A 23,315-nucleotide genomic window follows, 5' to 3' on the forward strand; every position below is an offset into this window, starting at 1 on the left:
CTAATTTTCAAGCCAAAGCTGCATCAGCGAAATCAGCCTGTCCATATCAACGGGCTTGGTGATATAATCATTGGCGCCGGCCGCTATACATTTTTCGCGGTCGTCTTTCATTGCTTTTGCAGTTAATGCTATTACGGGTAATTTAGCCCATTTGTTTTGCTTACGGATATGCCTGGTAGCTTCATAGCCATCCATTTTTGGCATCATGATGTCCATAAGCACTATATCAATATCCTTTATATCCTCAAGTTTAGCTATGGCTTCTTCACCGTCATTAGCTATCTCTACATTGAGGTCATAGCTTTGCAGGGCGCTGCTCAGCGCAAAAATGTTGCGCATATCGTCATCAACAATGAGCACTTTTTTGCCCTTAATAGCATCTTTGCCTTTAGTTAATGATTTAGGCTTTGCAGGAACTGCAGGTGACACCTGTTGTGGCTGTCCATTTGCCGTTTCGCTGATCTTGTTCAGGAACAGGTTAACCTCATCAATCAGCCTGTCGGATGATTTATTGGTTTTAACCACCATGGCGTTGGCATAGTGCATTAGTCTGTTAACCGATGTTTTATCAAGTTCCATTGCTGTATTTATGATAACAGGCAATGAAGCAAAGCGATCAACCTCTTTGATCTTATCCAGCAAATCCAACCCTGAAATATCAGGCAGGTTAAGGTCAAGGATCACACACTGGTACTCGTTTTCATGCAACAACCTGAATGCCGATTCGCCGTCAAAAGCCTGGTCGACGGTAATCCCCTGGCCCTGCATAAGGTCTTTCAAGGCCTGGCTTTGGGCCTTGTGATCTTCAACCAGCAGGATCTGTTTAAACCTGGTGCCGCTTTGTACCATGATATCGGCGAAAAGCTTATCCAGCGTTTCGGTATTGATAGGTTTTTTCATGAAGTTGATGGCACCTTCGCGACGTACACGGTTTGCGGCAGCATCCCCGGCCGACATCAGGTGGACCGGAATGTGCATCGTATCCTCATCATTTTTTAACTCCTTCAAAATCTGCCAGCCGTCTTTACCAGGCAGCATAATATCCAGGATCACGGCATCAGGTTTGGCTTCCTTCACAATTTCAACCGCCCGGGTACCCTCATACACCATGATTGATTTATAACCATGATCGCGGGCATAATCCTGCAATATGTTTGCAAAGTTTTTATCATCCTCAACAATTACAACCAAAGGCTCTTTACCGGGGTCGCGCGGGGCAGCTTTAACCGGGCTCAGGAACTCTGTTACAGGCTTAAAAGTTTCGGCAGTTGGCAAAGCCTCTTCAATTAAGGCGGCGGGTGTTAATTTAGCTTCAAAAGGCACAGTAAGTACAAATTCGCTGCCTATGCCCGGCTCACTGCTCAGGGTTATGCTGCCGCCCAAAAGGAAAGCAAGTTCGCGGCTTATAGATAAACCTAAACCGGTACCGCCATATTTACGGCTCGTTGAACCATCGGCCTGCTGAAATGCCTCAAATATTACTTTTTGCTTATCCGCAGGGATCCCGATCCCCGAATCTTTGATAGCAAAGCTGATGGTTTTATCTTTAATACCCGACTTTACAATAATGGCGATAGAACCATTTTCAGAAGTAAACTTAAACGCGTTGCTTAATAGGTTTTTGATCACCTGCTCTATACGTACCTTATCGGTAAATATGGTTTGCGGCAGTTGCCTGTCTATACTTGTTGTATAATTAATTTTTTTGTTGCTGGCTACTTCGGCAAACAGCATTTCCATATCGCCAACAATATCGCTTACCTTAATATCTTCATTTTGCATATCCAGCTTGCCCGATTCAATTTTTGAAAGGTCGAGGATATCATTGATCAAAGTAAGCAGGTCATTACCGGCGTTGAAGATAACGCTGGCATATTTGATCTGGTCTTCAGAAAGATTGGCAGGCTTGTTATCTTTAAGGATCCGCGCCAGTACCAGGATACTGTTAAGCGGTGTGCGCAGCTCATGGCTCATGTTGGCCAAAAACTCCGATTTGTATTTACCCGTGGTTTCCAGTTCTTCAACCTTAAGGTTAATAGCCTGGCGGGCCTGTTCAATGGCCTGGTTTTTTTCTTCAAGCAAACTGGCTTTTTCTTCCAGTTCGGCATTGGTGGTACGCAGTTCTTCCTGCTGTACCCGGAGCTCTTCTTCTGAGGCCTGCAGCTCTTCAGTTTTTTGAACAAGCTCCTCGTTGGTAACCCGCAACTCTTCCTGTTGTGCTTCCAGCTCTTCGGCCTGCTGCTGGGTTTCCTCGTACAGGTCGTTCATAATAGTACGTGCCTGCGATGTATTAATAGCTATACCTATATCATTAGCGATTGCTAAGATGTATTCCGATTTATTTTTCGAGATCCCTTCATTAAAAGCAACCTCCATTACGCCTTTTAGCTTTTTATCAAAAAAGAAAGGTATGATAAATGATTCGGCCAGTTCAGTTTTTAATACCGATGATGAAAGCTCAAGCTTATCGTTCAGTTTACCTTTTACAACCGCAGCTTTGCCATCTTTGGCTACCTGGCCAAGCCAGCCCTCGGTCATTTGTACCGACTTCTTAACAAAATCAGGATTGTGGAAGGCGTATGAAGCATAAAGCTCAAGCCTGTTGTTTGCTTCGTTATACAGGTAAAATGTACCTGCTGCGGCATTGGTGTAAGTACAAACTTCAGACAGAATATTATTTGACAGTTCCTTTTCAACCTGTTGGCCCTGCATCTTCTCATTCAATTGGCCGGTACCTGTAAGCAGCCAGTTTTTAGCTTCGTTATCGGCAAGTACCTTACCAAGTTCAATATTGGCAACACGCACCTCCTCTTCCGTCTTCCTTTGCTGATCAAATGTTTTTTGAATATAGAAGAACAACATCAGGATAATGAACAGGAAGACCAATGATCCGCATGCAATTACGATCTTAGCAAATGTAGATGCTTCCTGCGAGCTTTCCTCCCTGTTGGTAAGCAATCGCTCTTCAGCGTTGGTCATATGGTCAATAAGCATACGGACCTGATCCATATTCTCTTTGCCATTTAAAAACATGCCCCGCTGCACCATGTAGTCAAGCCCCTGGCTTCCGCGTGTTTCAACGTTTGTTTTGAGTATCAGCAATTGCTCCTTTACCAGTTTATTTATCGAATCAATACGTTTTATCTGCACAGGATTGTCCTTCACTAAATCCTTCAAAGTGGCAATGCCATCAGCTATTTTAGGCAAAGAGGCGTTATAGGGTTCAAGGAATGCCTTGTTATTGGTAGCACCATAGCCACGCATGCCTGTTTCGGCATCTACCAGATCCTGCAATAAACTTGTTGATGTATGAATAACCTTCTGGGTATGATCAATTAAGACATTATCCTCCTCGAATTGGCGCAGGCTGTTATAAGACAAGATGCCTACCACAAAAACAAGAATGATTGATACTACAAAGCCAGCTAAAACCTGCTGGCGGAAGGAAAACTTTGACATTAGGTATCCGTATTAATCTGAATTACAAATATGTTTAAAAAAAGCTGTAAAGTAAACGTTACAGCTTTTTTTAAACACCCGGGGAGTATTAATTTGCGGCAGGATCTGCAGTAGTTGGCATAAAAGTTTTTGGCTTACCGCTTAATGCACCAATTAAAGCCAAAACCGGGCCGGCAAACATTACGTACCACCCCCATTGAAATTTAAGCTGGCTGGTTAAAAATCTGTTAATACCTTTAAACGGAATAAAGCTAAATGCCGAATTAACCTTCATAATAGCGGCAACCAGCAGCAATACTACAAGAGCCACCGAAAGCCAGGCAGTCACACGCATAATTTTAGCCTGGTTAAGGAACGATACTATGATCCCGACAACAGCTACCAGTAAAAGCACCAGCCCATAAGGTTGGTTAAGCTTATAAATATTCCAGCTGGTTACATGGAATACCCGCAGCAACGGGCAATAGGTTGCAACAAATAACAGGGCAAACCCTGCGAATGATAAAATTGAGCTAAGGCGCATATTAGGTTGTTATTTTTGAGTTATCTCCATCTTATCGGCAAAGTGGGCGCAATAATCGCGCAGGTCCTCAACAATATTCTTTTCGCCGGTAGCGCGTAAAAAGCTGTCGCCCATGGTTTGCAGGGTTTCATAAAAAAAGCGCTTCATTTCGTCAACAGGCATATCCTTTGTCCAAAGGTCAATGCGCAGGGTATTTTTATAGCTTTGATCCCACAGGGCAAGCATCATTGATTTTACAGGCAACGCCTCCTTGTTGGTTGAGTCGGTTGATTCCCAAAGGATATGTTCAGGAACGTTATTATCATCAAGCGTAACGGTAAGCTTTATTTCAGCAGTTTTCATTTCAAAATTTATTTAACAAGTAAGAATATAATTATAACCAAAACAATGAAAAATGTCTCTACCATCCATATTTTTTTGGTTTCAATAAAAAAATTGCGGAACATGATATCAATCACAAAAACCACAAAGGCAAACAGCAAAAAGATCCAACCTATGGTACCACCCCAATGTTCAAGCGGGCGTCCGGCCATACCAGCCCCGTAAATAAAAACATAGGCTGCCACCGCTACCAAAAAAGCGGTAAAAAAATTTAAGGGGGTAAATCTGAATTTCATTGATGGGCTTAGTGTCTTTTTTTGCTTTTGGATGATCGGCCTGAACCCTGCCTTGCAGCCTTTGAGCCATATTTGGCCTTGTCTTTATTGGCATCAAACTTTTTACGTTGGTTAAGGGATTTCTTTTCGTGGAAGGCGCCTTTAAAATCGGGGTCTTCTTTGCGCTTTTGCATATCTATCTCCCGGGCCTGGTCCTGGCGTTCCTCATAAGGGGTTTCCTCAATAAACACATCGTCGGGAACATGCTCAACAGGAATAGTTTGCTTGATGAGTTTCTCAATCTTGCGGATATAATACTCTTCGGATGGTGTAGCAAAAGTAATGGCCTCGCCCGATTGCAGCGCCCTGCCTGTACGACCAATCCTGTGTACATAATCCTCATACACCACCGGTACATCAAAATTAATGACATGGCTTACATCGCTCACATCAATACCACGCGATGCCACATCGGTAGCCACAAGGATCTTCACATCATCGTTTTTAAATGAGTTGATGGAGTTGATGCGCGTATTTTGCCCTTTATTGGCGTGGAGCACTTTCACTTCTTCTTCGCCAAATTTGCGGGTCAGAAATTTGAATACATCCTCGGCCACCGCACGGGTTTTACAAAATACAATCAGCTTAGTAATGTCGCCTTCATTATCAAGCAACCTTTTAAGCAGGTTAATTTTGGTTTTGATATTGGGTACATGGTATAAATGCTGGTTAACCGTTTGCGCGGGCGTTGCTTGCGGGGTAACCTCAATAACCGTAGGGAACTCCAGGAAATTAGCCGAAAGCTGGTGCACCTTCTCGCTCATGGTAGCCGAAAAAAGCAGGTTTTGTCTTTTCACAGGTACCACTTCCAATATGCGGTTTATCTGGGGCATAAAGCCCATATCCATCATTTTATCAGCTTCATCCAAAACCAGCACCTGCAATGTTTTGGTTACGATATGCCCGGCAAGGTAAATATCCATGAAACGGCCCGGAGAAGCAACAATAATATCAACCCCTTTGTTGATCTGTTCAATTTGTGTTTTAGGGCCGATACCGCCATAAAGCACCACCACACGTAAATCGGTATTGGCGGCGAAAATTTTCACGTTCTCTTCTATCTGCATGGCCAGCTCGCGCGTGGGTGAAATGATAAGCGCGCGTGCATGCTCACCCTGAGCATATTTAAGCTTCATGATGATAGGTAATACGTAGGCGGCCGTTTTACCGGTACCCGTTTGCGCTATGCCCATTACATCCTGCCCGTTCAATATCGGTGGAATGGCTTTTTGCTGGATAGGCGTAGCTTCGGTATAACCGGCATCTGCTATCGCGTTCAAAATTTGCCGGTTAAATTTAAAATCTTCAAAGGTTACTGCCATGCCGCAAAGATAGGCTTTTTGTTGAAGTAGGAACAATGCGGAAAGTGCGAGTCAGGAAAGTAAGAACCAGGAAACAAGAAGAGCGTATCGTTCACAAGTGATCGTTGCGGGGTACAAATCAGTGGAACATCTCTAAATTTCCCAAAAGTGGAGCCTTCAAAAAAGCATCCAACCCTCACCTGAGGTGGGGGTTGGATGAGGCCACCTACTGCTTTCTCAGCAATAATGACTTTTACATGAGAAAATTTAGCTGTTATATACCGCAGCAAACTCCCTGGCAAAATCCTGCAAACTCACCTTACCGGACGATGCAGGCCTGTGCTTATCATAATCCTCCCAGATTTTTCCGCTTTTTACCGCAGTGCCCATCTCAACAAAATTGCGGGTCATTTCAAGTGGAACACCTGCCTGTGATAAGCCTTCGGCAAGCTGTTCATCAGTAAATTCAATCCATGGCAAGTTAGGGTTGCCGATTGCTTCACCTAAAACGGCTGCAACCCCGCCGGATGTTGACTCATCGCTTACAATGTAGCGTATGCTTTTACCCGTAAAATCTTTTTGCAACTCTTCAGCAACTGCTGCCGCAATATCTGTCGGATGCACCATGATCAGCCTTGTATTTGCGGGATAATTTGACCCAAGGATCCCCTGGTGCTTGATAAGCGGGATGTTACTGAAAAAATTGATATAGAAGAACGGTGCACGGATAAACTTAACGGCCACACCATCTAATCCGTTCAAAATCCCCTCAACATCATGGATGCCTTTTATAGGGCCTACACCGTTATCCAAATGCGCCCCGATGCTGCTTAACGCAACTACTTTTTTTATACCCGACCGTTTAATGGCTTCGGCATAGCTTTTACCTGTTTCGTTTTGGTATGCCCTTAAGCTTTCTGCACCAAAGTTTGGCGGCACCATGGCGTAAAGCGCGTCGGCTCCGGTAAATGTTTCGGTCAAAAAATCGGCATCTGTTAGCGAGCCAATTGCAGCTTTAGCCCCTAATGATTCTATCTCTGCTATCTTATCGGCATTGCTGCTAATCACTGTCACGTTATGCCCTGCGGCTGTTAAAGTTTGTGTTAAAGGTTTGCTTATATTGCCTGTTGAACCTGTTACTATAATTTTCATAATGTTTTTGTTTTTATTGAAAGCAAAGGTATTTTTGTACTTACTTTTTTACAAGTACTTACCCTAAAGTATGTATCACCATGACAGCAATAAAAGAAAGCTCAACCATACAGGAAAACAAACAAGCCGCATTTAAAGAATGCCCGGTAACTTATGTTATGGAACGCATAGGCGGGTACTGGAAACCGATCATTTTGTTTCACCTTTTAGCCGGAAGCAAGCGTTACAGCGAGCTAAAAAAATCTATTCCCACCATTACCGAAAAAATGCTGATCCAGCACCTGAAACAACTGGAAGCTGATGGTATCATCATAAGGGAATCAAAACCTGTTGTGCCCCCCTACGTAACCTACCGGCTCAGCGAATCGGGCATGGAATTGCGGCCGGTAATGTACGCAATGGCAACATGGGCCGTGAAGGATAGTGAGGCAAATGGTACTGCTATTTATAAAAGTTTGGGACAATTCCCGATAGAGCAGGAAATAGCCGCCGCTATTGAAACTTACGAAATTTCAAAAACTTCGTAAGTTTGACCTGTTATAAGCATCATAAATAAATTCGAAATCGAAATTCCCAAATCCGAAATCAACACATGTCTACAATTCTGATAAAAGCAGCCACCATAGTTAACGAGCATAAACAATACGTTGCCGATGTATTGATCAAAGATGGTTTGATAGATCGTATCGATCCGGTAATTGACGCGCAAGCCGATGAAATCATCAACGCAGAAGGCCTGCATTTGCTGCCCGGCTGCATCGACGACCAGGTACACTTCCGCGAGCCGGGCTTAACTTATAAGGCCGATATTTATTCAGAATCGAGGGCTGCTGTTGCAGGCGGCATCACTTCATTTATGGAGATGCCCAACACTGTTCCCAACACTTTAACGCAGGAACTTTTGGAGGATAAATACCAGATTGCGTCGCGCAATTCGCTGGCTAATTATTCATTTTTCATGGGCGCTTCTAACAACAATTTAGATGAGGTTTTGCGCACCGATATCAGTAAGGTTTGTGGTATCAAAGTGTTCATGGGATCCTCTACCGGGAACATGCTCGTTGATGACCCGCACACGCTCGAAAAACTGTTTGCACAATCACCAATGTTGATCGCTACGCACTGCGAAGATGAGGCTACCATCAAGAGCAATCTTGCACACTACAAACAACTGCTTGGTGAAAATATTCCGGTGCGGATGCATCCAAAAATCAGGAGTGCTGAAGCTTGTTATTTGTCGTCATCAATGGCCATTGAGCTTGCAAAAAAACACAACACCCGCCTGCATATTTTACACATTTCTACCGAGCGGGAGACTCATCTTTTTGACAACATAACACCACTAAAAGATAAACGGATTACTGCCGAAGCCTGCATCCATCACTTATGGTTTACCGATGCAGATTATGAAACAAAAGGCAACTATATTAAGTGGAACCCGGCTGTAAAAACAGAGGCAGATCGTGATGGTATTTTACGTGCTGTTTTGGATGGCCGCATTGATGTTATTGCCACCGATCATGCCCCGCATACTATTGAAGAAAAAGAGCAGCCTTACCTGCAGGCACCATCCGGCGGACCGTTGGTTCAGCATGCTTTGCCCGCTATGCTTGAGCTATATCATCATGGCAAAATAAGCCTCGAGCAAATTGCAGAAAAAATGGCGCATAACGTAGCTACCCTTTTTCAAATAGAAAAACGTGGCTTCATCCGCGAAGGTTACTGGGCCGACCTTGTACTTGTAGATTTAAACAAACCCTGGAACGTAAATAAAAGTAATATCCTGTATAAATGTAACTGGAGCCCATTTGAAGGCAATACCTTCCGCTCGCAGGTAGCTTATACTTTGATATCGGGAAACCTGGCATATGCGAATGGAAGTCTTATTGAAGGTAAAACCGGCAAACGATTGATTTTTAACAGGTAATATCAATTACAATTTATAGAATTTTAGAAATTACAGAATTTTCTGGAGTCTAAACGCTATATTCTTTTAACTAAAAAGTCATGCCGAATTTATTTCGGCACCTCACAAGCAAGATTCCAGGCGGCTCTTCTGATGGGGTGCTGAAACAAGTTCAGCATGACGATGATTAGTTATTCACCCCAACAAAAACCTCTACCTCGGCATTATCAGCATTTTGTGACCTTTCTCCATACACATCAAAATCAGCCATATATCTTCTGTCGATATCACTTGTCCAGATCTGGTGCCAGGTTTCCCCTACTGATTGCGGCAGTGCACCTTTGGCAATATAACGGTTATAGTTTCCGGGAGGCACAGTAATGCAGATCAGCCCTTCAGGGATATTGTCTTTAGTAGCTACCTTACAACCCAGTACTGCGGTATAAAAGCCATCCTTATCGCTTTCATAATCAGTGTAAACACAATAAATATCATCGCTGACACGGTTCACCACCTGCTGTAAAACGTGCTCGCTCATAAACCAGTTCCAGAGCCCGGCAATGTCCTTCATCGCCTGGCCACCCTGATTGGTGGTGCGCACCGAAATGCCGACCAAAAAAAAGCCTTTTATTGTTACTTTATCCATACCTGGAGCTATTACTATTTGTTATATTGATATATAATTAATTTTTATACAGTTAATTATAATGATTATATAAATTATTAGTTTATAATTATTACTATTCAACCAACTTCTTCAGTCCCTCAAAAATCCCTTTCCAATTTTGCTCTGAATGCGTTTTGGCTTCCTCATTTTTTACATTATCCTGGGTAATGGTAAGCTCGGTTTCGCCATTATTCCCGGTTAGGTTATAGGTAATATTAGCATAGTTTTCGGGCTTGTCTTCGGTACCGCTCATGCTGCTCCAGTAATTATATTTTACAAATATACCGGGATCAATGTCCAGTATAGTTCCATGGTCTTCATACTTTTTACCATCCCACTCCCCGCTGAATTTTATGGGCTCCCCTACCCTCCAGCTCGATTCAAGATCGGTACCAAAAAAATATTTTTTTACCATAGCAGGATCAGTCAGGCCTTGCCAAACTTTAGCCATCGGGGCTTTAAATTTTACCTGCACATTTACTGTTAATTTTTCCATAACGTAGCTTTATTTAATAGTGGTTGTTTTGCAGTGATCATTTGTTCCTTTATCTTCTTAAAATCTGCGCCGGGAACTTCAAAAAATCCAAACCTGAAGTTGTAACCCCACGCTTTTTTGTTGGTGATAAAATCGAGTTCGTCAATCATCGGGGCTATCGGAACTTCGGCACATTCGTAGTAATTTACATTGCGGCGGTATGGGATAAAATCAATAGCCATTTGCTTCTGATAAATATCCTCGTCACGCACCTGGCCAATGGCTGTAAAAGCCTGTAAAGGCTCATTGCCGTTCATCTTTTGTTTGGGCGAATATACCGCCACCCAGTCGCCAACCTCCATACGTTTAAGCGGCGCCAGTTTACCATGATTGGCCTGAATAAATCCCCCGGAAATGCCGCGGCCAATGTGATCTTTTGATACTACTATTATCCAATGTTTCATAAGTGTATGGTTTAAATTACCCGCAAAAACACGACCAATAAAAGCCCTGCCCCTGCCATTATGAAACAAAGTAACAACGCACTGGTGACAGCCTTATGTCAGCAGGAAAAAAAGAAAAGAAATTAATTTATTTTTTGGGCTATGGTCGCTGTGATCTCCCGTACACGTTGCAGCAGTGTATCTGGTTTAATGATTTCAGCGCGGTCGCCAAAGGTCATATACCATCGGGCAAAACCTTCTAATGAAATGGTCAAAAAAGTCATCTCAATTTTGTTGCCCACAGTTTTCTCAGATACAAAACCGCCATAGTATTTTTGATGGTCAAGATAACTATGGATCTCCTTATCAACTTTGATCACCACCTGCTCAAGCTGCTTTTCGCAAGCCATTTTATCAATATAATCCTTTAGCGTAGGGTGCTTGCTGTTGATATAACTTTTATCTGTTACCATCAGCTTTTTAATGCGGTCTATCCTAAAGTCGCGGTAATCACTGCGCAAGCGGCAGTAAGCTATCAGGTGCCAAAAACTATCCAGGAAAAAAACGCCCACGGGCTCAACTTCCCGTTTGGTATTTTCCTGCGAGTGGGCGGCGAAGTAGTCAATGCTCATGATCTTCTTACAAATGATACAATCAAGTATGGTTTGGATATGATCAACATTACCGGCCCGCTTTTGGCTATGGCTTTTCAGTACTTCAATACTACCATCAAGGTTTTCCAAAGCATCCTTTTCTGATGATTTAAGAATGGCCCGCACCTTATACATGGCCGATTGGTACTGCGCCATTGTTGAGGTATCTGTAAGCTTTTCAACAAACTTTTCGGCAGTTAAAAAAGCGGTGGCTTCCTCGCGGGTAAACATTACCGGGGGCAGTCGGTAACCATCCATAATGGAGTAGCCAACGCCGGCCTCGCCTATGAGCGGGATGCCCGCCTCCTCAAGCGTTTTAATATCGCGATAAACCGTACGCAGGCTAATATTGAACCTATCGGCAATATCACCGGCCTTTACTACCCTGCGCGATTGTAGTTGGATCAAAATGGCTGATATTCGGTCGATGCGGTTCATGGCGTCCAAATTAAATAAAAAACAATTTACCTTTGATTAATATTTATCTACATATGGCCGTTCAACCCGAAGAAAAGATCATAACATTTGAAACTTATTATGATGTGATGCTTGCACATATCATCCGCACCAAACTGGAGGGTTATGGCATTCCCTGCTTTATTGCCGATGAAAACACCATAGGTTCAAACCCGCTTTACAACCAGGCTGTAGGCGGTATTAAACTAAAAATATTTGAGCGCGACCTGGAGCGTTGCCGTGAAATCTTAGCTGCCGAAGGTGACCTGCACGACCAGGACCATATTGAAATTGATGACGAAACGCTTAATGCTGTGATTTGCCCTTATTGTGGCTCAACCAATGTACGCTACGGTTCTGCAACCGAAAAAAGGGTTCATTGGCTCACTGCCATCATCTCATTTTTATTGATGATATTCCCGTTTTATAGCCGTAAAGCCTGGCATTGTTTTAATTGCCAGCGGGATTTTGAATAGCTTTTTTCAAAGTCGAAAGTCTTAAGTCGCGGGTCAAAAACCTTCATTTTTATAACCTGACAGGGTCTTAACTTAAAACTCAAGAGTTACGACTTCAGACTGAAGACTTAGAACTTACGACTTAAAACTGTTTTTCATATATTAGCGGTATGTACAACCGCCGTAAGTTCATTAAATTATCTGCTGCAGGTGCTTCATTTGCAGCGTTTTCTAAATCTGCCATCGCAAAAACTGTCATATCAAAGCCCGAAGGCGGTTATCCTATCGTAATTTCAACCTGGGATTTTGGCATTATAGCCAATAAAGGTGCCTGGAAAGTATTATCAGCCGGGGGCCGTGCGCTCGACGCCATTGAAGCCGGCGCCCGCATTCCCGAAGCCGAAGATATTACCAACCATACCGTAGGCCGCACCGGCTTGCCGGATCGTGACGGACATGTAACCCTCGACTCATGTATCATGGACGAGTTTGGCAACTGCGGCTCGGTAGCAGCCATGGAGAATATAGCCCACCCTATTTCGGTGGCCCGCTTGGTGATGGAGAAAACCCCTCACGTAATGCTGGTTGGCGAAGGTGCTACCCAGTTTGCCGTTGAGCAGGGTATGAAAAAAGAAAAACTGTTAACCCCCGAAACAGAAAAGATCTGGAAGGAATGGCTTAAAAAAGCCCAGTACAGCCCTGTAATGAATATCGAAAACGGCGGTAAACCGGGTAATAAATACAACCACGATACCATCGGCATGCTGGCTATTGATGCTAAAGGCAATATCTCCGGCGGTTGCACAACCAGCGGCATGGCTTTCAAATTACATGGCCGCGTTGGTGATAGCCCGATTATAGGTGCAGGCCTTTATGTAGATAATGAAGTTGGCGGCGCAACATCAACCGGTGTTGGCGAAGAGGTGATCCGCAATGTGGGCAGCTTCTTGGTGGTTGAATTAATGCGCCAGGGTTTATCGCCCGAGGATGCCTGCAAAGAAGCTGTAAACCGCATTATTAAAAAGAAACCGGAAATAGCCAAAAAGATCCAGGTAGGCTTTTTAGCCATCAACAAAAAAGGTGAATATGGTGCGTACGCCATACAAAGCGGTTTTTCATACGCCGTTTGCAATGCGCAGCAGCAGGACCTGTTAATACCGGGCAAGAGTTATTATAAATAATTTAGTCCATGGACCATAGTCGATAGTCCATGGCTTAATATTGCAGAATATAGTTAACTTAACAGTAGTAGTCTATGAACTATCGACCATAGGCTATGAACAAAAAGGCTATGGACTATCTACCATGGACTATGGACTTAAAAGAACATGCAGGTATCACTCGAAGTTTGTGCTAATTCGGTAACATCGGCCCTGGCGGCCCAGGAGGGCGGCGCTGTGCGTGTTGAACTTTGCGAAAATTTGAAGGACGGCGGCACCACCCCATCGCACGGCACCATATTAATGGCCCGCAGCCTGCTCCATATCAAGCTTTATGTACTGATCCGTCCGCGCGGCGGCGATTTTTTGTACAACGATATGGAGTACAAGCTCATGATGGCCGATATCAGGTATTGCATTGATGCCGGCTGCGACGGCGTTGTGATAGGTATCCTTAAAGAAGATGGCTCCATCGATATAGAACGCTGTACCGAAATGGTACGCCTTGCCCGGCAATGGGGCCTGGGTGTAACTTTTCACCGGGCTTTCGACATGTGTGCCGATCAGCATAAAGCCCTGGAACAAATTATTGAAATGGGCTGCGAGCGGATCCTGACCTCGGGTGGTAAAAGCACGGCTATTGAAGGCGCCAGCAACTTAAACCGACTTATTGAGCAGGCGGCAGGCCGTATCAGTATTATGCCCGGGAGCGGCGTAAGCGAAGTTAACGTAGCCGACCTGATCCATTTTACCGGCGCTACCGAAGTACACTCATCGGCAAGGATAAAAATTGCCAGTAAAATGAAGTTTCATAACGATCATATACTCATGAGCAACGAAGCCGGCGATGAATACAGCATTGATGTTACCGGCGTTGACCGGGTTAAGGAACTGATCAGGCTGGCGAACAGTTAAACACCTTAAATGGCTTAATATAAAAGTCGTCATTGCGAGGTACGAAGCAATCTCCAATTAGCAGGTACGCCCTGTATGGTTCGCGATTGCTTCGTGCCTCGCAATGACGATTCTTTTGATATCTCTTAAAAAAACGTCACCGGTAAAACCAGCTCTATCCTGTTTCTCCCTATTCCGCCAAAGAAATCCTCATCCAGTAGCCTGCTGTACCTGATGCCGAATGTGATACTGTTTTGATTAAAGAACTTGGTATCGAAATACAAGGTACCGCCCACCGACCTGAAGTTTTGCTTAAAGCTGCTGCCATCCGTAAAAAAATTTGATGCGCTGGCATGGGTATAATCAAAAAACAACGCTGTACGTAAGCGTAACAGGTAAAACAGGTTACCGAAACCTGCATCAGGATAGGCTATTGGCATATGATAGGTTAAGCCAATCTTATTCATATTATCCAGGTTTTCGGCGGTATAACCTTTGGAGAAAGGGAAATCATTAGAGAAACTGATCACGTTGTCCTTCCCTTTTTGCTGGTGCGCCAGGCTGATGACAAAGTTGTGGTTCACAAACAAGCCAGGGAAGTAAAACGACCCGGTTGTTAACAGTTGTGTTGCTCCCGAACCTGAAATTGCCGATTTATAATTAACGCCAATGCTTTGCGCAAACCGGGGATAAATATTTTTCTGTGCCTGTTGCGTTTGATTGCTAAAGCTGAAATAATTATTCAAATAGCTATATGACCGGTCGGCAAAACTGCTTTTGTAGGCTTGTTGAAAGTTGATACTGTTAAAATACAGGTCGCTGCCAAAGGTAAGACTGGTTAACCGCTTACCCTCACTAAAATTCAGGGGAACCCGCAAGCCACCATGCACAGCAGTCTCGTTCCAGTAAACGTATTGGCCTTTATAAAAGCTCCGCCTGTCGAGTGTATAATCGGCCCCGGCCGAAATATAGGGGAATAAAGCCCCGTAAATGGCATCGAAACCAAACTGTTTGTAGCCTTCGTTGGTATTATAATCAAAAGACAATTCGGACTGAAAAGTATTCAGCACATTTTCGCCTGTGATAGCGAATGAATAATTAGGGTCGCTGATGTTGGGGATGATACTGTGAAAATTAAACAATCCATGCGCTTTGGAATAGTTGGCAACCTGCAACGGCTTATCAACTATCCCTGTTACTAAATTGGCAGCCGAATCTTTTTTGAGTGCGGTGATCCCCAGGTCGGGCAGGTAGCGGGCATAATCCCCCCCGGCGGCTATCCATTTCAAATCTTTTTTATTGGCCTGGTTAATCCGGTAACCATCGGCAGTAAAACCTACCCAGGCCAGTTTATTATCGCTTACGGCAGGTTGGTAATAACCTATACCACTATCGTTACCGGTAGGCAGCATCTCATAAACACTTTTATCGCCGGGCATCATTACAAACAGGCGGTCGTTTTTGCCATCGGTTTGGGTAAAGTAAAGTGTATCTTTTTTCAGGGCGATAAAACCTATAGGGCGATAACTCAGTGGCGTTAAATATTCTGTTTTACCGGTAGCAATCTCGGTAAGGGCTATCCCCATTTTACCATCCTTATTGCGCGCTGCCGACAGCAGTTTACCATCGCCATAAAACTTAGGATACGTATAAAACAGCCCCCGCGGATTTGGAATTTCCTGTTGCAGTTCCCCTGCTGTGTCTAAAATATGCAGGCGGCTTGCACCTGATGGATCAACCTGTACAGCAACAATACTTTGGCCATCGGCACTAAAAGCAGGCGAAAAGTATTTTGCTTTTGATGTGATCCGGTGTTCCTGCCCCGTTTTTGTATCAAGCAGCATCAGTTCACTATAATTACGGTAGCCCCAGCGTAAATCCGGCCGATAGGATGTATAAATTATTTTACCGTTGTGATAATCAAAATAACTATCCAATGAATAGGAACGGGTGCTGAGTTTTACCTCTTTATCACCGGTTTTAATAACAAAGGCGGGCAAATGATCGTAAGTATTTTTTGCATAGATGAGCGTACTATCGTTCACAAAAGCCGGGTATTGCCGGTTGGCCTCAAAATGTTTCTTCCGGTCGGCAACGGGCTGATTGTTATCTTCGGCAAATTGCTGTTTGAAATAAGCAAACCCGTTATTGGAAAAGGTTTTGAAACTTTCGCCGGTGTATTTTTTAACAGCCCATTGAAAAGGATAAAAGTCACCGCGATAAGCCGCGGCGTCATGTGTTACGTTTTTCCAAAGTTCGCTGCCATATTTTTCGCGGCCGTATGCTACCATCATGTAGCCGAGCGGGTAATGATCGGGCACATAATCGCGGTACGAGCCATTGCGAAGCTTCATATAGCTGTAGTTTTTATCCGCCGCCCACAGCGCACGGTAACCGGTAAAAAAATAAGGCAACCGGCCCCTGCCCTGTTCGCTCACCAGGGTTTCGTTAAAAACAGCGTCTCCCTCAAAAAACCAGTTGGGTACAGCCAGATCGTTACCCAACGCCTGCCCGCCCTCACCAAAAATTATACGGAGTAAATGCGACAGGCCTACATTAAAATTATTGTACTGCTGCACATGCCTGTACTCGTGAATAGCCAGTTGCTGCGGCCATGGCAGGCTGCCTATATCAAAGCTATTTTGTTCGGGAGTTAAAAAAAACTCGCTCCTGAAGGGGGCCAATCCTACATAACCGTTGGCTACAGTAGTTTGATTTTGCAATACAATACTGATTTGTTTTTGCTTAAAACCGATTGTTGGCCGGATCAGGCCGTTCATTTGCTGCACGATATTGGCAACCCTTAATCCCGCCGAATCCAACCCAGCCGGGAATATTACCCGCGCGGGTGGTGTGTTTACCTGTTTCCACTTTATAGATGGCGGGTTACCGCCAAACACCTGCGCTTTTGATAATGTAGCAGAAAGTAACAGCGCCGGAAGTATTAATTTTTGAAGCGTTTTGCAACCGGTAAACAGATGATTCATTGAGGGTGAAAGTAAGTACAAATTGTAATTTAAACAACAAGCTATTTACTGAACGCTTATGAATTTGAACTGGTATAAAACAAAAAACACCCATCAAACTGACGGGTGTCAAGACAAGGTTAAAGTTAAGGTTTAGGTTTTAAATATTATATCAATTATTATTGAAGGCAATATTAGCAACCCGTGATAGGTAATGGCAGTTCTTGTTTTGCATGATTTAATCAACGCTTAAATCTCGCCATTTAAAAACGGTCCCGCAACCCGTGAAAACACGGTATTTTATTCCGTTTAATAACGGTAGATAACCAGTACCGGATTACAAAAAAGCCCGATATGGATATACCGGGCTTACTATTTCATATTTTGATGATCTTACCGCCTTTTTGCCCGGAAGGTTTAGGCGAATCAGGTTTGGGAATATGTTTTATAATGTAGATAAGCGTATGGGCTATCGCGCTTATCGCTTTCATACCAAAATGCACAAAAGGCTTCATCACTTGCCAGGCATTGCTATGCTGATGCTGTACCTGCGGACCGTTTTTGCCTATCCTTTTTATATCGTTGGTTGCCATAATCTTAGTTTTAATGCTTCATATAAAAAGCATAAAAACCTTGCCACAAATCAGGCCCGATAAATCAAATCCGTATTTTATAACGTTACACTACCTTTTTCTTCAGCTCAATAACCGTAACCTCAGGCCAAATACCTAATCTTCCAGAAAATGCCAGGAAACCAAAACCACGGTTTACGTACAGGTAACGGTTCTTTTCATTAGCTAGGCCGGCCCAGTCAACATAGCGGTATTTTACCGGGCTCCACCTAAAGCCGGGGATCTCTACACCAAACTGTGCGCCATGGGTATGGCCCGATAAGGTAAGATGGATGGTTGTTGGGTTATAACGAACCTGTTCTTCCCAATGGGTAGGATCATGCGAAAGCAGTATTTTAAAGGCATCCGGAGGTACGCCCTGAAGCGCCTTATTCAAATCGCCTACCTGAATGAAACCTCTGCCCCAGTTCTGGACCCCGATGAGGGAGATCTTTTGTCCGCCTTTTTCAATGGTTACATTTTCATCCAGCAGCAAACGGTAGCCTAAGGCTTTGTGATATTGTTTAAGTTTATCGAGATTGGCTGCCTTTTCCTGCATGTTATCCCAATGGATATAGTCACCATAATCGTGGTTACCTAAAATGGAAAACTGTCCGTAAGGCGCTTTGATCTCCCCAAACCTGCCAATATAAGGCTCAATTTCCGATGCTGCATTATTCACAAGGTCGCCGGTAAAAACAAACAGGTCGCTTTTTTGCGCTTTAGCCAGGTCGATACCGCGTTGCATAGCCTCGGTATTATCAAAGCTTCCCGAATGGATGTCAGAAAGCTGGGTGATGGTAAAGCCATCGAAGGCGTCGGGCAAATCATCAAAATAAAGGGTGGTTTTATGCAGCTTATAATCGTACTTACCTTTAAGCATGGCATAAAAAAACGAAGTAAAAGGCACGGCAGCCGCCAGTACCGCTATTTCACTGATAAACTTACGCCGGCCCGGAAAAGCCGATTGCCCGACGCCCCCGCCCGAACCACTGATCAAATTGAATACACCTACGAAAAACCTCCCGAGATCGCCAAGAGATAATACGATTATGAAAACCAATTTGGTAATAAAAAACGTCAGGAACAGGCTTAGCATCCACTCATGAAACGGGCGCATGCCGCTCGCCGTACTAAAAGCGCCAAAGCCAAGTAAAAACAAAGCAGTTACGCCTACAGATATGATCAGATACCCCCATAAAACAACATTGCGCCACAGGTTTGATTGCCAGTCGGCAGTTAAGGTTTTAAGGCCCGAATGGATGTACCAATCAAACAACAAACTAATCAACGCAATAATTGCGAATACCTTCAAAAAACCACTACTGTGCATATAAATACGTATAAGATTGCAATTTAAAAAAGTAAAGGTAATTAGAGGGTAAAATTGCAGATGCAGGCCAGGTTCAAAAATTTTAAGAAAGACGGGAACTTACTTCATGAAAAAATAGAGACCAATAACTAATAGTAGTTGGATACAAATTGCCGCGAAAAGTCGTTTAAAGCCATTTATTTTGAATGGGCCCAATACATATACCGCCCAGGATAGCAAAAATAAAACCAGTGCCAAACCCCCAACTATTAAAAGATTTGGGCCTTCAGGGTCATTAAAAAGAAAGAACAGCAGCCTGGAGCAAATGATAGCCGTTACCGCCAACATTATTAATGAAACCTGTTTCGACCTGAAATATAAGTTTGTTGTGTTATTACCCATAACCTTAAGATGAGTATTACACAAATATAACAATGTAAGCAGAGATTCTTCATCTGTTTATTTGTCAATGTATTTTAGTTTCAAACCGGGACGCTGCTGTAAAATTATGATCGCAATTGGTAAAGACTAAGTTCCTCTCATTCAATTTATCTACCTTTAAACCCTTATCTCACACACCACTAATGAAACTAAAACACCTGCTGCTATCAGTTCCGCTTTTATTAACGTTACAGGCATTCGCTCAAACTAACACTAAAACCGATACTGTTTTTTTCGAAGATTTTAACAACCCCGCCCTCAACAGGAGCAAATGGAATGTTGAAGTTACAGGCAATACTGTTAACGACGAGCAGCAGGCCTATGTTGATTCGGCGGCTACCATTTATATGATAGATGGTAAAGCCGAAGGTGCCGAAAACGGCGCACTTGTTTTAAAGGCTTTATTTAAACCCGGCTTTACCAGTAAACAGCAGCGTAAATATGATTTCATTTCAGGCCGCATTAATACCCGTGCTAAAATGGAGTTTACATATGGCACGGCCTCATGCAGAATGAAAATGGCGGCAGGCGCAGGCTTATGGCCAGCCTTTTGGCTGCTTGGAAACGGTAAATGGCCCAATTGCGGCGAAATTGACGTAATGGAAACCGTAGGCGACTCAAGCTGGGTAAGCCACGCTTTGCATGGCCCCGGCTATTTTGGCGATACGCCGCTTGCAAAACGGGTATTTTTCCCGGCAGGCATTGATGTTACCCAGTGGCATGTATATTCGGTAGACTGGCTGCCTGAGAGCCTTGTTTTTAAGGTTGATGGCAAAATCACCTATACGGTAACAAAAGCAATGGTTGAAAAATATGGCCGCTGGGCTTTTGATAACAAAAAATTCATCATCCTTAATTTTGCATTAGGCGGGGGTTATCCCGGTGGTGTTAACAAGGTTACCAAACCCTATCATGGTTTATCAGAAAATACAGTTAACAAAATCAAAACCGGAGATGCCAAAACCATTGTAGACTGGGTACTGATAACTAAAACCGTGAATTAATATTGTTGATACATTTGTAAAATAAAGGTTATTTAAATTTTACTTTCATAAAACATTGGGTAAATTTTATTACCATATTTTTGAATTATTAAAAATAACATCATCTACCCATGGCAATATTAACCGTACAAATACCCGACTCAGAGATCTTTACTTTATCAAGTATAGTTGAACAGATATCAGGCAGCATCATCAAAGTTACTGCCGAAGAAGACATCAATCAGGGCGATTGCATTTTGCATAAAGACGACCTTATAATTAAAAACAAACTGGAAGGCAGCCTTCTTTCACGGCACCTCTGGAACGATTGATTTTACCATAAATAATCCCGGTTTTTAAACGCCATAAACAAAACAGGCCGTGCTGATGAAGCACGGCCTGTTTTGCTGTATTTACCTGTTTAATTATGTATAACTACCCGTTCGTGTACACGAACCCTTTCGTCATGTCGTCGCCTGTGTCGTTCCCGGTATTCGGCCGAACAGCTTGTAAAGCCCATTGCTACTAATATTAATAATGAAATTGAGCGTGAAACAGTAGTTTTCATAGCAAATGATTTATTAGTTTTCGATAGATAAACTATGGCCAAACACTTATCATGCCATAAGAGTGCGGCAACAAAGCGGTAAAAGGAATGTTACAGTGGAATAATCATCAGTCGACAACTATTTCAAGCTACAACTCAGGAACTCCGTCGCGCCATGGCCCGGTTAATCCAAACAAACAAAAAACCGATAGCCAGAAAGGTTATAAGCATCGATAATGATATTGCTCCATAGCTGTTTGCAGCGTTAAATTAATATAAAACGGCACAGTAAAATACAAACAAACTATTATTATTCTCTTAAATAAATAATAATCTGCAAAGGACAGTAACATAAATTCAGTTTCATACGTATTATATTTTTATGGAGGATTTTATTCTCATTTAGCATTTTTTTAATTTTTGAGGATAAAATACGAGTACTTCAACAAAGTTGATTGACCTGATAACTAATCGCAATTAAAAACTAATTAAACGCCGGATGAAGTATGAGGGGCTATGTAAATATACCAGGATCGGTTGATTGTAACTGCTGCAAGGTTTGCGGTGCAAGACCAATAATTGTGCTGATTAAAGATATTGGATATGTAGTAAAATGCCCTGTTGATGACAGTCATTACAGGACCGATGCGGGCCTTATTGATATTAATGACTGGAATTTACACAATATCAATTGTGTTAATCCCCTGGACGAAAGATTGATATTCAGTTTTCATTGAATGCTTGTGTAATTTATTTGTGCATTACTTTAACCATAATGCTAAACCTATATCTTTAGGCATTTAAATTACTAATCCTAACAATGAGATCTTTATCAATAATTTTTAAAACAGCCAAACTAACCACGTTGCTGCTGGCAATAACTGTGCTTTTACCTGTGGTTTGCAAAGCGCAAAACGGTACCGATATCTCACCGGTAATTGATCATATCGCCATTACTACCGGTAACCTTAAAAAAAGCACCGAATTTTATACCAAAGTATTACACCTTAAAAAAGTTGCCAACCCCTTTGCCGATACCGTACACCAATGGTATAGTCTTGGCAATAATGTAAAACTACACGTTATACAGGCCGAACGGAACGAAAAACAGGTTAAAGGCGTACATCTTTGCTTCACTGTTTCGTCGGTAAAAGAGTTTGCAAAAACGCTTGATCAAATGAATATCCCCTACTCAAACTGGAAAGGCGACAGTAAAGAACCTACCTACCGGGCCGATGGCGTACTACAACTATATTTCCAGGATCCGGACGGCTACTGGATTGAAATAAACAGCCCGGCTAAAAAATAAGCCGGGCTGCCAAACAATCACTTAACTAAATTTTTGTATTTCTTTTTAAACCAATAGCCTTTCCACAGCCAGAAGCCCGAAAGTACTATTATTGGGAAGAATACCCATTTTACCGCCGCAGCCGCGTTAGGAATTTGAGCCACCGGGCCATAAATATACCCTACAACTGGGATGCTTAACAAGATATGGACCCATCGGATCAGCTTACGTTCAAGCGAGGCTGTCATTGTAAACAGGTATTAATAATCAAGCTCCTGGCAATGGATGCCGGCCTTTTGTAACAACGATTCGATATAACGTGGTGAAAGATCCTCAGCCTCCACCCGTAAAATATTATCGCAGTCTTCCAGGTCAAAGTTCCATTGGGCTATGGCAGGTATTTTGGTTAATAAATTTTGTACCCGGCTCACCTGCCGTCTCTGCCGTACACTTGTTGCAAATACCAGTACATCCATTGTTATGTTATTTGAGGTAGATAAATATTTATTTATAAAGCTGAAAGCGGAATGCACAAAGCTTAAAGCCGGACATGCTGATTGCTTACTCAGTCTTCTTTTCTTCGTTTGTGGTAGTCTTAAAATCGTCCCAGTCACGGCTAAACCTGCCATGCCCGTGGCCTTTCCATCCGCACATGCGGTCCTCCCACTGAGCGCGGAATTTATCTCTGTCTTCTGGGCTCATATTTTTAAAACGCTCGGCCATGCGTCCGCGCATCCAAGGGGCACCTCCTCCGCCTTTAGAGCCGCCTTTCCCAAAACCAAACAAAATCTTGCATAAAATAAATATGCCAACGGCCTGCCAGTAAGTAATAGTTGTTACATGTAAAATATCCGGCAATAAATTATTCCACAGCTGCATTACCACAAAGCTGATGACGGCCAGGCAAGCGAGCACCCCAAGCGGGATGAAAAAAAATCGCCTTTTATAAAAAAATGGTTTCATGATA

Annotated in this window: 25 protein-coding genes; 8 read left to right on the forward strand and 17 right to left on the reverse strand. The window is 43.1% G+C overall.

The annotated features are described in order from the left end of the window. The 6 genes from ACP26M_RS12735 to ACP26M_RS12760 form a co-directional block, all read right to left on the reverse strand. A complete protein-coding gene (locus tag ACP26M_RS12735; protein ID WP_426589373.1) occupies window positions 1–3,459 on the reverse strand; it encodes a response regulator in 3,459 nt (1,152 codons plus the stop codon). Window positions 3,460–3,547: 88 nt separating this feature from the next. Then, window positions 3,548–3,982 carry a hypothetical protein gene (locus ACP26M_RS12740; RefSeq protein WP_176623693.1) on the reverse strand — a complete coding sequence of 145 codons (435 nt, stop codon included), beginning with the start codon at window positions 3,980–3,982 and terminating at the stop codon, window positions 3,548–3,550. A 9-nt stretch (window positions 3,983–3,991) separates the two neighbouring features. Further along, a complete protein-coding gene (gldC, locus tag ACP26M_RS12745) occupies window positions 3,992–4,324 on the reverse strand; it encodes a gliding motility protein GldC (RefSeq protein WP_090524371.1) in 333 nt (110 codons plus the stop codon). 8 nt (window positions 4,325–4,332) lie between these two features. Next, window positions 4,333–4,599, reverse strand: coding sequence for a hypothetical protein (locus ACP26M_RS12750; protein WP_090524369.1), 267 nt, complete (start codon window positions 4,597–4,599; stop codon window positions 4,333–4,335). Window positions 4,600–4,607: 8 nt separating this feature from the next. Continuing rightward, on the reverse strand, window positions 4,608–5,960 hold the full coding sequence (locus ACP26M_RS12755; protein ID WP_176623691.1) for a DEAD/DEAH box helicase: 1,353 nt from the start codon (window positions 5,958–5,960) through the stop codon (window positions 4,608–4,610). A gap of 246 nt (window positions 5,961–6,206) precedes the next feature. Continuing rightward, window positions 6,207–7,091, reverse strand: coding sequence for an NAD(P)H-binding protein (locus ACP26M_RS12760; protein ID WP_426589376.1), 885 nt, complete (start codon window positions 7,089–7,091; stop codon window positions 6,207–6,209). 80 nt (window positions 7,092–7,171) lie between these two features. Between ACP26M_RS12760 and ACP26M_RS12765 the strand changes: the two genes are divergently transcribed. Next, window positions 7,172–7,618, forward strand: a complete 447-nt coding sequence (locus tag ACP26M_RS12765) for a winged helix-turn-helix transcriptional regulator (protein WP_090524359.1) — start codon at window positions 7,172–7,174, stop codon at window positions 7,616–7,618. A gap of 65 nt (window positions 7,619–7,683) precedes the next feature. After that, the gene (locus tag ACP26M_RS12770) at window positions 7,684–9,018 is read left to right on the forward strand and encodes a dihydroorotase (protein ID WP_426589378.1); all 1,335 of its coding nucleotides are present in this window, start codon (window positions 7,684–7,686) and stop codon (window positions 9,016–9,018) included. A 166-nt stretch (window positions 9,019–9,184) separates the two neighbouring features. Here the strand turns inward: ACP26M_RS12770 and ACP26M_RS12775 are convergent, their stop codons facing one another. The 4 genes from ACP26M_RS12775 to ACP26M_RS12790 form a co-directional block, all read right to left on the reverse strand. After that, the gene (locus tag ACP26M_RS12775; protein ID WP_373614263.1) at window positions 9,185–9,643 is read right to left on the reverse strand and encodes a GyrI-like domain-containing protein; all 459 of its coding nucleotides are present in this window, start codon (window positions 9,641–9,643) and stop codon (window positions 9,185–9,187) included. 94 nt (window positions 9,644–9,737) lie between these two features. Next, window positions 9,738–10,160, reverse strand: a complete 423-nt coding sequence (locus ACP26M_RS12780) for an SRPBCC family protein (protein ID WP_373614264.1) — start codon at window positions 10,158–10,160, stop codon at window positions 9,738–9,740. Then, window positions 10,148–10,603, reverse strand: a complete 456-nt coding sequence (locus ACP26M_RS12785) for an EVE domain-containing protein (RefSeq protein ID WP_090524351.1) — start codon at window positions 10,601–10,603, stop codon at window positions 10,148–10,150. Before ACP26M_RS12785 ends, ACP26M_RS12780 begins: the two co-directional genes overlap by 13 nt. A gap of 122 nt (window positions 10,604–10,725) precedes the next feature. Continuing rightward, window positions 10,726–11,673, reverse strand: coding sequence for a helix-turn-helix transcriptional regulator (locus ACP26M_RS12790; RefSeq protein ID WP_426589382.1), 948 nt, complete (start codon window positions 11,671–11,673; stop codon window positions 10,726–10,728). A gap of 53 nt (window positions 11,674–11,726) precedes the next feature. Between ACP26M_RS12790 and ACP26M_RS12795 the strand changes: the two genes are divergently transcribed. From ACP26M_RS12795 to ACP26M_RS12805, 3 genes are all read left to right on the forward strand, one after another. Beyond that, window positions 11,727–12,167 (forward strand): DUF2007 domain-containing protein, encoded by a 441-nt coding sequence (locus tag ACP26M_RS12795; protein WP_090524347.1) that lies wholly within the window; start codon window positions 11,727–11,729, stop codon window positions 12,165–12,167. A 149-nt stretch (window positions 12,168–12,316) separates the two neighbouring features. Beyond that, a complete protein-coding gene (locus ACP26M_RS12800; RefSeq protein WP_426589384.1) occupies window positions 12,317–13,327 on the forward strand; it encodes a N(4)-(beta-N-acetylglucosaminyl)-L-asparaginase in 1,011 nt (336 codons plus the stop codon). Between the two features lie 147 nt (window positions 13,328–13,474). Continuing rightward, window positions 13,475–14,221, forward strand: a complete 747-nt coding sequence (locus tag ACP26M_RS12805; protein ID WP_426589385.1) for a copper homeostasis protein CutC — start codon at window positions 13,475–13,477, stop codon at window positions 14,219–14,221. Between the two features lie 125 nt (window positions 14,222–14,346). Here ACP26M_RS12805 and ACP26M_RS12810 read toward each other — a convergent pair whose 3' ends face one another. The 3 genes from ACP26M_RS12810 to ACP26M_RS12820 form a co-directional block, all read right to left on the reverse strand. Continuing rightward, window positions 14,347–17,187, reverse strand: a complete 2,841-nt coding sequence (locus ACP26M_RS12810; protein ID WP_426589387.1) for a TolB family protein — start codon at window positions 17,185–17,187, stop codon at window positions 14,347–14,349. A 356-nt stretch (window positions 17,188–17,543) separates the two neighbouring features. After that, window positions 17,544–17,759, reverse strand: coding sequence for a hypothetical protein (locus ACP26M_RS12815; RefSeq protein WP_426589389.1), 216 nt, complete (start codon window positions 17,757–17,759; stop codon window positions 17,544–17,546). An 85-nt stretch (window positions 17,760–17,844) separates the two neighbouring features. Further along, window positions 17,845–19,110 (reverse strand): metallophosphoesterase, encoded by a 1,266-nt coding sequence (locus ACP26M_RS12820; RefSeq protein ID WP_426589391.1) that lies wholly within the window; start codon window positions 19,108–19,110, stop codon window positions 17,845–17,847. A 563-nt stretch (window positions 19,111–19,673) separates the two neighbouring features. Between ACP26M_RS12820 and ACP26M_RS12825 the strand changes: the two genes are divergently transcribed. Both ACP26M_RS12825 and ACP26M_RS12830 read left to right on the forward strand, forming a co-directional pair. Further along, window positions 19,674–20,534, forward strand: coding sequence for a glycoside hydrolase family 16 protein (locus ACP26M_RS12825; RefSeq protein WP_426589393.1), 861 nt, complete (start codon window positions 19,674–19,676; stop codon window positions 20,532–20,534). 110 nt (window positions 20,535–20,644) lie between these two features. Beyond that, window positions 20,645–20,845, forward strand: a complete 201-nt coding sequence (locus ACP26M_RS12830; protein ID WP_426589395.1) for a hypothetical protein — start codon at window positions 20,645–20,647, stop codon at window positions 20,843–20,845. A gap of 89 nt (window positions 20,846–20,934) precedes the next feature. Here the strand turns inward: ACP26M_RS12830 and ACP26M_RS12835 are convergent, their stop codons facing one another. After that, complete coding sequence (locus tag ACP26M_RS12835) at window positions 20,935–21,081, reverse strand: hypothetical protein (RefSeq protein ID WP_175489897.1); 147 nt, start codon at window positions 21,079–21,081, stop codon at window positions 20,935–20,937. A 799-nt stretch (window positions 21,082–21,880) separates the two neighbouring features. On the opposite strand from ACP26M_RS12835, the gene ACP26M_RS12840 reads away from it, so the two are divergent. After that, window positions 21,881–22,369 (forward strand): VOC family protein, encoded by a 489-nt coding sequence (locus tag ACP26M_RS12840; protein ID WP_090524326.1) that lies wholly within the window; start codon window positions 21,881–21,883, stop codon window positions 22,367–22,369. A 17-nt stretch (window positions 22,370–22,386) separates the two neighbouring features. Here the strand turns inward: ACP26M_RS12840 and ACP26M_RS12845 are convergent, their stop codons facing one another. The 3 genes from ACP26M_RS12845 to ACP26M_RS12855 all read right to left on the reverse strand — a co-directional run bounded on the left by ACP26M_RS12845 (window position 22,387) and on the right by ACP26M_RS12855 (window position 23,311). Then, the gene (locus tag ACP26M_RS12845) at window positions 22,387–22,596 is read right to left on the reverse strand and encodes a hypothetical protein (protein WP_112652120.1); all 210 of its coding nucleotides are present in this window, start codon (window positions 22,594–22,596) and stop codon (window positions 22,387–22,389) included. 12 nt (window positions 22,597–22,608) lie between these two features. After that, a complete protein-coding gene (locus ACP26M_RS12850) occupies window positions 22,609–22,824 on the reverse strand; it encodes a hypothetical protein (protein WP_090524321.1) in 216 nt (71 codons plus the stop codon). An 85-nt stretch (window positions 22,825–22,909) separates the two neighbouring features. Further along, window positions 22,910–23,311, reverse strand: a complete 402-nt coding sequence (locus tag ACP26M_RS12855) for a hypothetical protein (protein WP_426589398.1) — start codon at window positions 23,309–23,311, stop codon at window positions 22,910–22,912. Between the last annotated feature and the right edge of the window lie 4 nt (window positions 23,312–23,315).

Source organism: Mucilaginibacter sp. R-33 (assembly GCF_049949235.1).
Lineage (GTDB): Bacteria > Bacteroidota > Bacteroidia > Sphingobacteriales > Sphingobacteriaceae > Mucilaginibacter.